Origin of the sequence: Anaerococcus sp. Marseille-P3625 (assembly GCF_900232825.1) — a bacterium.
Taxonomy (GTDB): Bacteria; Bacillota; Clostridia; order Tissierellales; family Peptoniphilaceae; genus Anaerococcus.
The window spans coordinates 117,520-132,729 of the sequence record NZ_OCTP01000010.1 but is presented as its reverse complement, the minus strand read 5'-3'; the positions used below and the strand labels follow the sequence as shown (position 1 = coordinate 132,729).

At 28.1% G+C, this 15,210-nt stretch carries 8 protein-coding genes; 2 read left to right on the top strand and 6 right to left on the bottom strand.

The window, feature by feature from the left end:
• Positions 1 to 7: 7 nt before the first annotated feature.
• The 4 genes from CS884_RS01905 to CS884_RS10570 all read right to left on the bottom strand — a co-directional run bounded on the left by CS884_RS01905 (position 8) and on the right by CS884_RS10570 (position 2,213).
• Positions 8 to 682: a 4'-phosphopantetheinyl transferase superfamily protein gene (locus CS884_RS01905; protein ID WP_036764335.1), complete on the bottom strand. Its 675-nt coding sequence runs from the start codon at positions 680 to 682 to the stop codon at positions 8 to 10.
• Positions 660 to 1,418 carry a thioesterase II family protein gene (locus CS884_RS01900; RefSeq protein WP_099320402.1) on the bottom strand — a complete coding sequence of 253 codons (759 nt, stop codon included), beginning with the start codon at positions 1,416 to 1,418 and terminating at the stop codon, positions 660 to 662. Before CS884_RS01900 ends, CS884_RS01905 begins: the two co-directional genes overlap by 23 nt.
• Before the next feature lie 84 nt (positions 1,419 to 1,502).
• Positions 1,503 to 1,874, bottom strand: coding sequence for a metal-dependent transcriptional regulator (locus CS884_RS01895; RefSeq protein ID WP_099320401.1), 372 nt, complete (start codon positions 1,872 to 1,874; stop codon positions 1,503 to 1,505).
• Positions 1,875 to 2,051: 177 nt separating this feature from the next.
• Complete coding sequence (locus CS884_RS10570) at positions 2,052 to 2,213, bottom strand: hypothetical protein (protein ID WP_180753286.1); 162 nt, start codon at positions 2,211 to 2,213, stop codon at positions 2,052 to 2,054.
• Between the two features lie 317 nt (positions 2,214 to 2,530).
• On the opposite strand from CS884_RS10570, the gene mobC reads away from it, so the two are divergent.
• The gene (gene mobC / locus CS884_RS01890; RefSeq protein WP_035111045.1) at positions 2,531 to 2,899 is read left to right on the top strand and encodes a plasmid mobilization relaxosome protein MobC; all 369 of its coding nucleotides are present in this window, start codon (positions 2,531 to 2,533) and stop codon (positions 2,897 to 2,899) included.
• Complete coding sequence (locus tag CS884_RS01885) at positions 2,899 to 4,269, top strand: relaxase/mobilization nuclease domain-containing protein (protein WP_099320400.1); 1,371 nt, start codon at positions 2,899 to 2,901, stop codon at positions 4,267 to 4,269. The genes mobC and CS884_RS01885 overlap by 1 nt, the downstream gene beginning before the upstream one ends.
• Positions 4,270 to 4,429: 160 nt before the next feature.
• Here the strand turns inward: CS884_RS01885 and CS884_RS01880 are convergent, their stop codons facing one another.
• Positions 4,430 to 5,572: a transposase gene (locus CS884_RS01880; protein WP_019107253.1), complete on the bottom strand. Its 1,143-nt coding sequence runs from the start codon at positions 5,570 to 5,572 to the stop codon at positions 4,430 to 4,432.
• A 33-nt stretch (positions 5,573 to 5,605) separates the two neighbouring features.
• The gene (locus CS884_RS01875) at positions 5,606 to 14,860 is read right to left on the bottom strand and encodes an SNF2-related protein (RefSeq protein WP_374220158.1); all 9,255 of its coding nucleotides are present in this window, start codon (positions 14,858 to 14,860) and stop codon (positions 5,606 to 5,608) included.
• Positions 14,861 to 15,210: the final 350 nt, after the last annotated feature.

Here is a 15,210-nt window from a genome sequence, read left to right as displayed (position 1 = left end):
TACCTTTTTAATAGCATAACGCAAAAACAAATTTTTCTTTTTCAAAAATCAAAATCTCCTTTTGAATATTATTTTCTTTATCTATAACTTTCATTACATTATTATTTTTATTAATAACATCAACTGTTTCCAAATTTTGAATTAAGCCGACTCCTTTATATTTTAAATAAGCTTCTTTAGAAACCCAATATTTGTAAAAGTCTTTCAAACCTAATATTTTTTCATTGTTAATAAAAAAATTATTCTTAATTTCACTATAATCTATATTTCTTTCTATATTTTCAATATCAACTCCTATATCATTTCTTGAGAAGGCTACTATTGAAAATCCTGTGGTATGTGATATATTAAAATGTAAATTCAAATGATTTCTAATATATGGTTTATTATATTTACCATAACGCCATCTAATCTCTTCGCATTTTAGTTTCTCAATTTTAGAAAATAGCAAGTTTACTATTGCTTTTGTTACAGCATAATTAATTCTGTCACTTTCTTTTCTATACTTCCACATAATTTCAATTTGATCTTTACTTAAATATGGAATACATTCACTTATAATTCCATAACTATTTGTTTCTACAGCAACTACTGCTATACAATCATCATGTATAAATTGAACTACCTCATTAATGTCAAATTTTGTTAGTTCTGTAATTTTAATTATTTTTAACGTTTTCATTAATATAGCTTTTTATTTCCCTTATAACCATATCAGTTGATGTATTTACAAACATATGCTTGCCATCTATATATTTATAGACGAATTCTTTTGTTGTATAATCTTGCCATTTTTTAAGTTCTTCTAATTTCATTTCTTGATCTTTATCTCCCATAAGGCCAAGTATGGGACTTTCTAATTTTTCATGTTTTGTATCTTGATAGTCTTCGTCTATTACAAAATCTGCTCTAAGTGTCGGTAAAAAAATTGAAATCAATTCTTTATTATCTAATATCTCTTTCGGGGTTCCCTCATATCTTCTTAGCCCTTCTATAAAACCTTCGTCATCAAGGTGATAGATTGGATTTGGTTCTTTATACACTGGAGCACGTCCACCTGAAATTATTATTCCTCTTGGATTTTCATAACTTGAATTTTTGATCTTTAAGGCTATTTCATAAACAATTTTTGTTCCCATACTGTGTCCAAATAAATAGTAAGGTTTTCCAAAATCAAAATTTTCTTTCATATCATTGAATAATGTTTCAACTAAAATATTAATATCACTTGTAGCCTTTTCAGAAAATCTATTTTCTCTTCCTGGATATTGAGCAACAAATACCCTTACATCTTCAAATTCATATTTCCAATTTCTAAATGCAGATACTCCACCTCCTGCAAACGGAAATATAACAAGACTAGCTTTAATATTATTTTCGTCTAATTCTTTATTTAGCATTTCAAAATTTTTTGACATAAATTCACCTTTTAAAATATTTTTTGTTAAATAATTAAAAAAAACAGCATAAAAAACTTATTTAAAAGTTATCTATGCTATTCATTATAAGGTTTCATTAAAATGTTTTTTTAATTTTTTAAACGTTTCATCTGATATAACGTGTTCTATAAGACAAGCTTCACTTTCTGCTTGTTTAGGATTAACTCCAAGTTTAATGAATACGCTAGTAAGATACATATGTTTTTTATACATCTTTTCACAAAATATTTTTGATTCGTCTGTTAAACGAACTATTTTATCATCTCCATAAATTATCCTGCCTTTATTGTCAAGTTTTTTTAGCATTCTTGTAACCGTCGGTCTTTTGTAATCCAAATAGTTAGCAATGTCTATATTTCTAACCTCTTCATTTTCCAAAGATAAAATATATATGGCTTCTAAATAATTTTCTTCAGCAAATCCCCTGTGTAAAATAAATTTCTCCCCCTCTTAAATTGTTAGTAACTAAGAATTTAATTAAATATTTTTAAATATGATAATTTAAAATATTTTTTAACATCATACATATTATTATAGTTGTAAAAGTATCTATTTCAAAGTAAATTTTTTATTTTTTTAAAATTCAAGTTATCATAAAATAGTGTATTTTTATTAAACAAAAATAGCAAAAATAGCAAAAATAGCAAGCACAGTAAGTGCATATGCACTTACTAAAAATGAAATAAGAATACTACGATTATATCGCTTATTTTTTTCCATTTTACTTGTTGGGGAATATCCCCAACCCCCTAAATTTATAATAATTAAATTCATCAACAAACTCTTATAATAGCCCCAACGTAAACTTGAATATTATCTCAAAAAGTGATAAAATATAAGCAATAAAAAATTAAATCAGGAGATTTCCAGACGAAATATATAGAATAAATTAAACCTGTAAGTCAAGTTATCCTACTTGAATTTACAGGTTTTTCTTTTTTATTTCTATTAATAAATTTATTAGGTAGACGGACTTCAATGAGGTTTACTACGAGCTCTATCTTCATAATTATTATCCCGTAAGAAAGAGGGATTGAAAATAAAATGTAGTATTTTATTACTACAACTATAATATACGAGGAGGTTAAATTATGACAAGTAGATTTAGAAATAACGGAATCTATTTAATGTTATCTGATGAGGAGTTAGAATTGCTAAATGAAAAATATAAAGCATCTAAGTGTAAAACTCTTAGACAATTTATTATGAAATGTATTTTAGAAAAAGATATTTATGTATTAGATATGGATGTCTTTCGTGAAATGTCAACAAATATAAGTCGTACTTCAAATAATATAAATCAAATTGCTAAAAGGGTAAATACTACATCAATTATATATAAAGATGATGTAGAAGATTTAAAAAGCTTATTAGAAAATCAGGCAAAAGATATTTTCTCTATACGTAAAAAAATATACTCTCTTACTAATTCTAATAGCATAAATACTGAGAAAGAATAATGGCAATTACTAAAATTCATCCTATAAAATCCACTTTAAAAGCAGCACTTGATTATATTATGAATAGTGATAAAACAGATGGAAAAATTCTAATTTCCTCCCTAAACTGTAACCCTATAACTGCTCATTTAGAATTTGAACAAACAAAAATAGAATGTAATTCTAAAGCAAAAATTTTGGCAAGACATTTAATTCAATCTTTTTTCCCTGGAGAAACTACTGCTGAAGAGGCTCATCAAATAGGAATAGAACTATGCGAAAAAATCTTAAAAGGAAAGTATGAATATGTTCTTACTACCCATATAGATAAGGGACATATTCACAACCATATACTATTTAATAATGTTTCTTTTGAGACTGGTAAAGCATATCAAAGTAACAAAAAAACTTATCACCAAATTAGAAATCATAGTGATAATTTATGTAGAAAGTATAAGCTATCAGTTATAGATGAAGATTATGTAAAATTTAAGGAAAAGTATAAAACCAATGGTAAATCCTATAAAGAATATATTGAATTTAAGAAAGGAAAATCTTGGAAACATAAACTTCAAATCGCTATTGATCATACAATTAATAAAGCAAATAGCTATGAGAATTTCTTAAAGCTTATGGAAGAATATGGCTATGAAATTAAACTTGGAAAATATCTTTCTTTCAGGCATAAAAAACAAGGAGAAAAAGGGCGATTCATTCGTGCGAGGGAAACTACTCTTGGAAAAGATTATACAAAAGAGAAAATAAAAGAGAGAATTGAAAATAAGGTAAATAAAAATTACAAAAATAACAAAATTTGTTATGATAAAAAATCTTATAAGAAATTTGATAATATAATAGACATAGAAAGTAATGAAAAGGTTAAATCTTCTAAAGGTTATGAAATATGGGCAAGAAAGCATAACATGAATACTATGGCGAAGACCTTAAATCAGCTTAGAAAATACGGTCTATCATCTAGTATGGATTTGGAAACTAAACTCCAAGAAGAGGCTGTTAATAGGCAAGAAATCCTAAATAAAATTAAAGATGTTGAAAAAGTTATGAGCGAAATTTACGTAGCTATTGAAAACATTAACACAATAAAAATAAATAAGGTTATCTATAAAACCTATAAAGAAAATCCAAATGATAAAGATTTTTATAGTGAATATAAGCCTCAAATTATCGCATATGAAAAAGCAATAAATGCTTTAGAAAAGTGTCAATATAAAAATCCAAGTATAAAAGAGTTGTCAAAATTATATGATGAATACAAAAATAAAAAAGATATTCTTATGGATGACTACGCCAACGAGAATATATTGATAAATGAATTGACTCAATTAAGAAAGAATACTGATAAGTATATTTATAATGAATTATATAAGTAAGGATCTGGTGTATCAGTTCTCCGGTAGTGTGAAAAGTTTTGTGTATCAGCCCTCCTGATAGGATGTGGCTGATATTTTTCAATATGACCAATCATTTTCCCTTAAAGACAACCAATAAAAAAATACAGGAGGCAGACTAAAACCTGCCCCCTATAATCTTTTACCTTTCTATGCTATTATCCTTTTTCTTCTTTTCATCCACTTTCATATTCCCTTTAGTCTTAAATTCCTTTAATTTCCCTATTGTTGATGCTTTTGCTTTAGTATGCTCTTTAGCTTTTAATAACTTTGCAGAGTATACTTTTAGACTTGTGTATTCCTTATTATCCTTTCCCATACTTTTCTTTTCTTTTCCAAATAGGTGTACAAAATCTCCTTTTTTCAAATTTTTTACTTGATTGATTTTGTCATTATAGGCGTAGCAGCTGATGAATTTTGCATTTCCTTCCTTGTCATTTTCAGCAATAGAAAAGGAGGCTACTTTAAAGTCCCTCCCATCTTTTGATTTTAAATCTTTAATTTCTATATCAGTTGCTATATTTCCATCTATATTTAATGTATCCTTTTCTTTATTATCTATATCTTTCATTTCTTTATCTCCTTGTTCTTGATTAACTTCTAAATTTTCTTTTAACTCTTCTTCGTCTATATATTCAATAAACTTTTCATCAATAAGCCCCATAACTGAATCGTTCATATAATTATCATAGGCATTATTAAGAACATTTTCATTTTCTACTCCTGTTTCAAGAGATATAATACCTTTTACAAATTCTTTATGATTATATTCTGCTAAAAAATCTATTGTATTTTTCATGCTTTCAAAATTTGTATTTTCCATATTTGCTATTGTTTTTATATCACTTGCGTATCTAACAGAATCCCATTCATACTTTCCACTTTCTTTGTTAAACTCTACTCCTGTGGCTAAAATAAATTGCTTCCCGTCAAATAAGGTAGCTTGATTATCTTTCACATCCAATACCATAGTGTCTCCAAATTCAGTTTCAATTACATTTCCCTTTTTTATATTCATTTTTATTCCTCCATTTCTATTTTTATCTTTCTTATCTGTTAAATCTTTTATTTCTTCTTCCTTTCCATCACTAATAATAAATTGTTTTATTTCTTCAACTGTTGGATCATCAATTGTAGTCTGAATAAATTCAACTAATTTATCTTCTGAATCGGCAAAATTTTTAATTCCATATTCAACTATATTGTTGATTATTCTTTGAGTATTACCATCAAAAGAAAAATTTTCTCGAATAAATTCATTAAATCTATCTCTATCAAATTCCATATTCTTTGTCCTCTAATAATCTCATTTAAAGTTTTATCTGCCACATGGTTCACTATTATTTATTTCTTTTATATTATTATTTACTACTAAATTTCCCTTATATTCCTTTAATTTATCCATAATAGATGTTTTTTCTTTCCTTTCAAAATCTCCTATTTCCTGCACTTTACTATCTCTAAAGTCAGCATCATTTCTATCTATTATTCCATCTAAATCCATATCTTTAGATAATGGATCATAGAAGTTGCCATCATCATCTATTTCAAGTCCCATTACTTCTCTCAGTTTTTCTTCATTTACTGATACAAGCTCACTAAAATTCCAAAAGCCAATAGATGTCTTTATCTGTACTAGCTCTTTTAAATCACTTGCATCTAAGGGATCATAGGTGTATTGAAAGCTGTCAATTAGGTTCTTATCTACATAGGTGTTCATCTTGTAATTTATTAAATCTAAACTTACTTGTATTTCATGTTTTTCATCTGGTGTAGTTGTATAAGCTACTCCTATATCTGTTAAGTCAGGAAATATAGTATCAAAGTCCTCTAGCCTATTTTCTTCATCATATTCTCTGTTAAGGAAGTCTATCAATTCTTCCTTTACTTCTTCAAGTAATGGATTGTCTTGGCTTATATCTTCACTTTTTCCCATATCTAGTAAACTATTTACTTCTGCAAGTCTTAGGCTCTTATCCTTTAAAAGTTCAGCCTGAGGAAAAGTTTTTTGTATTTCAATTTTGGCTGTTTGAAACTGTTCTTCTGTATCTTTTAGTTTGGAAATTGTATCTTCCAATCGTTCAGGTAATTTATCTAATACATTATCCATTCTTGTTATATTACCTATTTCATCTGTTCCAAACTCTCCTCTATATTCTCCCTTACCTTTTAATATAAAGTTATATTTATTGAAAAAAGAATCATATTTTATGGATAAAACAAAATTTCTATATTCACCTATTTTTTCTCCATCTTTATCCATTTCCCTATATATTTTAACTCCCTTAATTTTGTTCAACAAAAACTCTCCAGCTATTTTCTTATCTATATACTTCTTGCCGTCAATAATTAGAGAGGTAAATTTATTATCTTCTTTTAAATTTTTATCTACTTCTCTATAAGGCTCAACATTTTTAATATCTTCCTTTAAGTTCTCTATCCTTTCTTTTAATCTTTCTATTTCCTTTGGATAAAATTTAACTACTTTATCTTCCAGCTTGTAAAGATTTGATTTAAAATTGGACTCTAGCATTTTAAGTTTAGAAACTTCAACATCAAGGTCCATCTTCTCCTTTATTAATGGATTTCCTGTTGCAAGAGCTTTGATTTCGGCATAGTTTAATGTGGCTTCGTCTACATCTTCTGCAACTCTTACAGGAGTCTTTGACGTCATAATTTGGGAAATATATTTTTGTTTATTCTCTAAGGTTTGGAATAGGTAGGCATCAAAAGTATTTTCTGTTACATATCTAAATATATGGACTTCCTTATTCTCATTTCCCTGCCTCACAATCCTGCCTGCCCTTTGAGAAAGATCAGCAGGTCTCCATGGTATATCAAGATCGTGGATTGCAATTAGCTTGTCTTGGGCATTAGTACCTGCTCCCATTTTCTGTGTTGAACCAAGTAAGACTCTTATTTCTCCCTTTCTTACCTTATCAAAGATAGCGTCTTTTTCCATATTGTTTTTTGCCTTATGAATAAATTCTATTTCATTTTCAGGTACTCCCATATCTATAAGTTTTGTTTTAATATCATCATAGATATTAAAATCACTACTTGGTGTAGACATATCACAAAATATTAATTGAGCAGATTTTTTATCTTTATATTTATCCAAAATGCTAAATACATTGCTTACACAGGCATTCACCTTACTATTAGGATCATCAGGAAGTAAAGGATTGATTAATCTTTGATCTAATGCCATCTTCTTCCCATCATTTGTTATTAATAGCATATTATCAACACTTGAATCTACCTGCTTATCACGAACCTTATCTGCTCTCTCGGAAAAAGTTTCAAGAATTTCTTTTTGTTCTTCGGTAGGCTTTGTTTTTATAGTTTCATAATGGGCAATTGGTGTAGGAAGATTTAAAACATCAGCTGTTTTAATATCCATAAATCCTTTTACAGTATTCATAAGTTCAGGAAGATTATAAAATTTTGCAAATCTGGTTTTGCTCCTATAACCATTACCCTCAGGATTTAATTCTATTGCCGTTATTGTTTCTCCAAAGGTAGATGCCCAAGAATCGAAATGTTGCAATTTCATCTTTTTTAATTCATCATACTGTAAATATCTCTGCATGGTATAAAGTTCAGCCATACTGTTGCTTACTGGTGTACCTGTGGCAAATACTAATCCTTTATTATTAGTTATTTCATCCATATAGCGGCATTTCATAAGCATATCTGATGATTTTTGTGAATCTGTAGAAGTAATTCCTGCTACATTCCTCATTTTAGAAAATAGATAGAGGTTTTTGTATGCGTGGGCTTCATCTACAAATAACTTATCTACTCCCAGTTCCTCAAAGGTTACAACGTCATCTTTCTTATAATCAGCATTTAGTTTTTCTAACTTTGTCTCTAATTTTTTCTTTGTTTTTTCTAATTGCTTTACAGTAAATCTTTGATCCCTTTCTCTTTTATATTCATCTATATAGTCAATTATTTCATCAATTTGACCTTGCAATTCATATTCTTGTCTTTCTTTTGATATAGGAATTTTTTCAAATTGACTGTGTCCTATAATAACAGCATCAAAACTTCCTGTAGCAATACGACTACAAAATCTTTTTCGTCTATCTGGTGTAAAATCTTTTTCTGTAGCACATAATACATTAGCTCCTGGATAAAGTTCATTAAATTCTCTTCCAAATTGCTCTACAATGTGGTTAGGAACAACAAACATTGACTTATTACTCATACCAAGTCTTTTTGACTCCATGGCTATACCTATCATTTCAAAGGTTTTTCCTGCTCCTACTTCATGGGCAAGTAAAGTATTTCCACCAAACAAACCTCTTGCTATGGCATCTTTTTGATGTGCTCTTAATTCTATTTCAGGATTCATTCCTTCAAAAGTAAGATTAGATCCATCATATTCCCTTTGTCTTATGGAATTGAATCTTTCGTTATAATCTTCTACTAATCTATTTCTTCTTTCCACATCATCAAATATCCAGCTTTTAAATTCTTCTTTTATTATCTCTTGCTTACTTCTTGCAAGCATTGTTTCTTTTTGATTAAGCACAGATTTTTTCTTTCCATCACTGTCTTCTACTTGGTCAAATACCTTAGTATCTCTTAAATTTAAAGTATCTTCTATCAATTTGTAGGCATTTACCCTATTTGTGCCATAGGTAAAAGAAGCAAGGTCATTGTCCCTATCAGAGCTTTTTCCTTCAACTCTATATTCTCCTGTAAAGTCAGAATACTTAATATCTATATTCCACCTTGATGAAACTGGTGTTTTCAACAAATCAAACATAAATTTTTTGTAATCTTGTTCCGGTATCCATGTTGCACCCATTCTAACTGTAATCTCACTTGCATCTAGTGCTTTAGGCATTACTTCCACTAGCTTTGCTTTTTGAAAATGTAACTCTTCTAATTCTTTTTTTAAGAGTTTACCATCCTCTAGATTGTCTTCCTTTCCTAACTCTTTTTCGATGTTTTTAATATAAGAGTCTACAACTTCAATTTTATCTCTTATATTTCCTGACAAGTATTCATCAGCACTTACGTAAGGTCTTGAAAAATCTCCTAGATCCTTAGCAGACTTAAATGGATTTATATCATTAGGTTCAAAGGAATCTAAATTTAAAAATATTTCTCCCTTTAATTCTTCTATTAATTTATCTCTTGTTTTTCCTGTCAATTCTTCCATATAATCAAAATTTATTTTACCTTTTTGACTAATAGAGAGTACCAGAGCATCTATTGCCCTATCTGTATGATCTATTATTACAGCTTTTTTTATAGTTCTCTTGTTAAAGATATCAGATTTTCCTATAAAGTTGCCTTCTTTATCTAATTTCTCCAAAGTTGAAATTAAAGAAAAATTGGCATCTTCTCTAAATAACTTTTTATTGGTTTTTGAATTTAGTCTTCCATGTTTGCTATTGAAATCATCGTAGAATTTATTTAGATTTTCTTGTTCTTTTTTTATCTCTTCATCTGAATAGTCTTCTTTTTGATAGGTTATAACTTTCCTTAGACTTTCATTTAATCTTAAATATTCTTTTACCTTATCTTTATCCTTTTGGTTTAAGGATATTCTTTGCATAATTGAATTTTCTCTAAAATATATTTCATCATCCGCTAAAGCAAAAGAATAGTTTTTAACACTATCATCAGCTGGTATTGTTTCTTCTCCTAAATCATCATTTATTTGAGCTTCTTCATACCTACCTTGGATATTTTTAATGGCTTTTTTTAGTCCTTCTTCTAAAGAAATATCTTTATTTTCAATACATACAAGGCTTGTCCCAAATCTTGACGGTATTTCTTCCATAGTCCCTATTACCATCTGAGGATTATCTACAAAGTATTTATTATATATTAGTCCTTTTTCGTCTTTATCTAGCTTTACCCAGTCTTCATCTATCTTTAAGAGTCTATCTCTCTTTTTTAAAAAGATTATATCTGAAGTTACTTCTGTTCCAGCTACCCCTTTAAATGTAGTATTTGGTAGTCTTATTGCTCCTAAGAACTCTGCTCTTTCCGATATATATCTTCTAACATCTTCACTTTTTTTATCCATTGTTCCTGAAGATGTTATAAAAGCAATTATGCCTCCATCCCTAACCTTATCTAAAGTTTTAGCAAAAAAATAATCGTGAATTAGAAAGTTATTTCTTTCATACTCACGATCTGCTACTTTAAATTCTCCAAAAGGAATATTTCCTATGGCTACATCAAATAGGTTATTAGAAAAATTGGTTTCTTCAAATCCTTTTATTTGTATATTGGAATTAGGGTAAAGTTCTTTGGCAATTTGTCCACTAATGCTATCTAATTCAACTCCATAAAAGTTTGACTCTTTCATTTCTTCAGGTAGATTTCCTATAAATCTCCCTGTCCCAGCACTTGGTTCTAATATATTTCCTTTTTCAAAGCCAAGATTAGAAAGACCTTCATAGATAGCGTCTATAACTACTTTCGGCGTATAAAAAGCTGTTAAGGTTGATTCTCTTGCCCTATTATATTCTTCCCCAGTTAGATTTTCTTTTAAAAAGTTTCTTGCATCAAACCATTGACCTTCCTTTTCTTCATCAAATACATCAGAAAGTCCTCCCCAGCCGATATATTTTGCCAAAATTTCCTGTTCATCTTTTCTTGCACTTCTATTTTCTTTTTCTAAAGCCTTTAAGACATTTATAGCTTCAATGTTGTTTTTTAATCTCTGTGAAGGTGGTAGGTTTTCTTCTTCATTAATAATTTTATAGTTTTCTAAAGAAACTTCAGAAACCCCTTCTATATTTTCTCTATCAGTCCTTATTAAATTATTATTTTCTTTCCATTCCTTATATTCTTCTAACTTCTTATCAATAGTTTCTTTTCTATGAGTGGTTAATTTCAATGAATTACCATCTCCGTCAATTTTGTCGATTCCTTTGAGGTAAGAAAAAGGTAGAGTAAATTCCCTATAATTTTTTGGATTAGACGAACTATATACTAAAAATTCTTCCTTTTCATTATCAACTCTTACTATAAACTGATCAGCAACAAGAGAAGATTTATTATTTATTACATCAAGGCTTTTATGTAAAAGCCCTGAATTGTCTTTTTTAACTTTTTCTTCGTTATTATTGTCAATATCCTCAAAGCTAATTTGTTCTACTAATTCCTCTTTATCGATAGATTGTTTTTTACTTAATATATCTTTTTCACTAGATTTATATTCTTCTAAATCTTCCTTTCTTACAAAAATATTAGAAACAGGTCTTTCTCTACTATATATTACTTCAGTAATACCACTCTTATCTATTGTACTTAAAGCTAATCTACCCATTCCAGCTTCATTAAATTCATTTTCTTTAATTAAATATTCCTTATTTCTAAATTGAACTGGTAATCCTAAAAGACTATAATCTTCTATTTCTAACGGAATTAATTCCTCTTTTTTTATAACTTCCAAATCAAGATCTTTGTAGTCATTAAAAAGAATTATTTCGCTTCCGGTAATAAAACCATTCATTAGTCCTGTGCTATCTTCTAATTCTATAGTTTTAGGACTTGTAGCATCGTTAATGGCGGTTATAGTGTATTCTTTTCCTTTGTATCTAATACTCATACCTTCTTTAAATGGATTTTCTTCTTGCCTTGTTCTATCATTTTCTATTTGCTGATTTAAATATCCATTTAAAAGCACTTTTCTATGTTTGTCATCAAGTAAATAAGGTAAGTTACTTAATATGTCCTTATAACTTTTATATTTTATAGCTTGATTAGAATTTAAAATATATCCATTGTATCGTAAATTTTGTCTTAGAGTTTTTTCTTTTATATCTAAGATTAGCTCTACATCAAAGCCTTCTTTTCCATCGATTGTCTCCTTAATACTATCTGGGATTTTTAATAGTCCTTCTTCTATTTTCTTTGATAGTAGTAAGTATTCTTCATTTTGAGGATCAAAATAGTATTCTCTTTTTTCTTTGATATCCTTATCTATTAACTTGGAAAGAACTTCTTTTTTATCTCTTATTTCTTCAATTTTTGATTTTTCTTCTTGCGATAAATTTATATTAAAAGTAATTTTATTTTCTTCATTTATATGTGCTAAATTTTGATATGCACCACTGATTTCAAGATTTTTATTAAAAACATATATATCATTATAATAATCCGGAAATTGCTGATTAAAACTTTGAACATCTATATCATAGCCTTTCTCAAATTTTGTAACTTTATCATCAGCAATTTCAAATAATCCTTCTCTTTCCAATTCTAATACATCATTTAAATTTGTAAGGTTTACTTCTTTCATTTTGACAGTAATTTCATCAAACAAACTGTCTATTTTTCTGCTATCTTCAAAAGATTTCCCTTTATATAAAGTATAGATCTTTCCTTGTGAGTTTTCCTTTCTTGGATAAACTCTAATTCCTGTTTCTTCTAGTTCTATATCCTTTGTTTTCTCTTTATCTACTAAAGCATAATAAAATCCTACTTTTACTGCTATTTTATCTTCTACAATCTCTTTTGTTAATTTTTCTTCTACTTCATTTCTTAATACTTCTAAAGCTTTTAAATCGCTTTCTTTAAAGGAATGTGAGAATAGTTTTAAGTCCTTATCAAAATAGGCATCATATGAATAATATGTTATTTGATTATGGTTATTATCATATCCACTAGAAATATTTTTTATTTTTAAATATTTATTATCCTCTGTTCTAACTATATCTCCCACTTTTATAGAGAGTATCTCCTTATCATCTTCTATATTGTTTTCAAGTGAATTATTTAAATATTCTCTATATCTATGTTCTATTCTAATGCCTAATTCTTTAACCTTATCTATTGACTTCATATCATCTGGAAGATTTCCCTGCTTATCGGCAACTTCTCTCATGATTTTTGCATATTCTCTTTGGAATACAGAGTTAAAACTTGCTAAGGTATTATTTCCTAAGTTTTCTCTTGCCTTTATAATTTCATTTTCTAAAACTTTATCCTTAACTAATACATCAAAAATTCTATCTTCAATTTCATTTATTGAAATTATTTTTTCATCTATCTTATTTTCTTCTATAGTTTGATTAAGTTCTATCTGACTTTTTCCTATTTGTTCATAAAAAAATTCAAAGTCTCTTTGGTTGATCTCGTTTCCATCACCTATGTCTATCTTATAGTGATCAACTATTTTCCCATCTACTATATGGTTAAAATAGAATTTGGAATACCCCTCCCACTTATCAGTCATCTGACCATACTCATCTTCTCCTAAGGTCTTATTATGAAGTCTTATTTTTTCATCTATTTCCCTTATTTCATCTAATAGTTCTTTAGTCAGCCTTTGTCCTGCATAATCTTTTTCTATTAGACTTGAACCCTCATTAAACTCAATTATCCAATAATCATCTTTTATATGGCTATCTAAATCAAAACCTATATTCTCTTTATTTTTATTAGGATAAAATTCCTTAAATTCTTCAAACCCATTTACTATATCATCATCTATAACTTCTTTGTTAGAATTAACTACAATATTTGGAATATCATCATATCGACTTTGACTTTCTAAAAGGTAATATTCTCTTCCTTCTATTTCTTCCTTTTCTTTAATATAAAAAGTGTCATATATTCCCTCAAGAATAATTCCATCGTCTAACTGGTCTAAGGGTATATCTAATTGTTTTTCAAAGGCTATGGAATATAGTTCTTCTTTTAAAAAGTTTGGTATAAATTCATCATAAATGATAAGTTTTCCATCATCACCTATACTTGCTACAGACTGTCCTTGATAATAATATATAGAACTATTATTTGTTCTTTCTATATATACATCATTATCAGTTGGAGGCAAATCATCTTGATAATTTATATACTCTTGGCTTTCTTTTTCTGTTTTATTGATTTCCTGATCTGTTTTTTTCTCCCTATTTTCTTCAAAACTTTCTTCATCTATATATCTATTCTTTTTAATAAGGTCATTAATTCTTCTTGCAACATTAGACCAAGATAGTAGTATTTCTTTTGCATTACCTTTATTATATTTTATTCCCTTCGCATCGTGCCACTCACCACTTTCTCTTGCAGCAGATAGTGCATGAGAACTTCCACCTACGCCATATTCATTTTTCAAGAAATCTGCTTGTTCTTTTAAATCATGCTTTTCAGTAAAAAATTCATATATTCTTTTCTTTCCATCAGAAAACCCGCTTCCTCTTTTTAGGCTTTCATCTATTTCATCTTGTGTTATAAAACTCTGAATAGGTGCAATATCCTTTAAATTTGACCTATATAATTTTCTTTCTATTTCTAAATCATTGATATCATTATAGATTCTAGATAATTTATAATGATGAAATCTTAAAATATCTGGATTAATCTTATATTCTTCTAAAAATACCTCGTATTCTTTTCTGAGTTTATTTATAAAATTTTTATCTTCAAGTTTTTTCCCGAGATTTTCTTTTTCATCTGGGAAGCCTCTTCCTTTTATATCATTAAGAATCGCTAAATATCTGTCCTTAGTTTCATCAGAAAGATCTCTCTTTAAATACAATAATTTTTCTGCTATTTTTTCTCTTTCATATGTGGCACTTTCTATAACCTCCACGTTGCTAGCAAATTCTCCTCTATTTAATAAATCATTAATATTATTAGCTAAATGTTTCCAAGAAACTATTTGCCCTTCTCTATATCTTGCCTCATCTCCATCTTTAAAAATTGCTCCTTCCTTTCCAAACCATGCAGATATCTTTCTTCCTTCAATTTCAAGACCATTGGCTCCCCTATATATTTCTTTCAAAAAGTTTGCCTGTTCTTCTAAAGATTTACCCTTAGAAAATTCTGCTATTACTGCCAATCTTCCATCTTCATGATTTCCTCCATGAATTAAAAATGTATCTATTTCTCTTTGACTTATTGGATTTGAGAAGGATATTTGCTCTCCCTGATTTTTAGCAG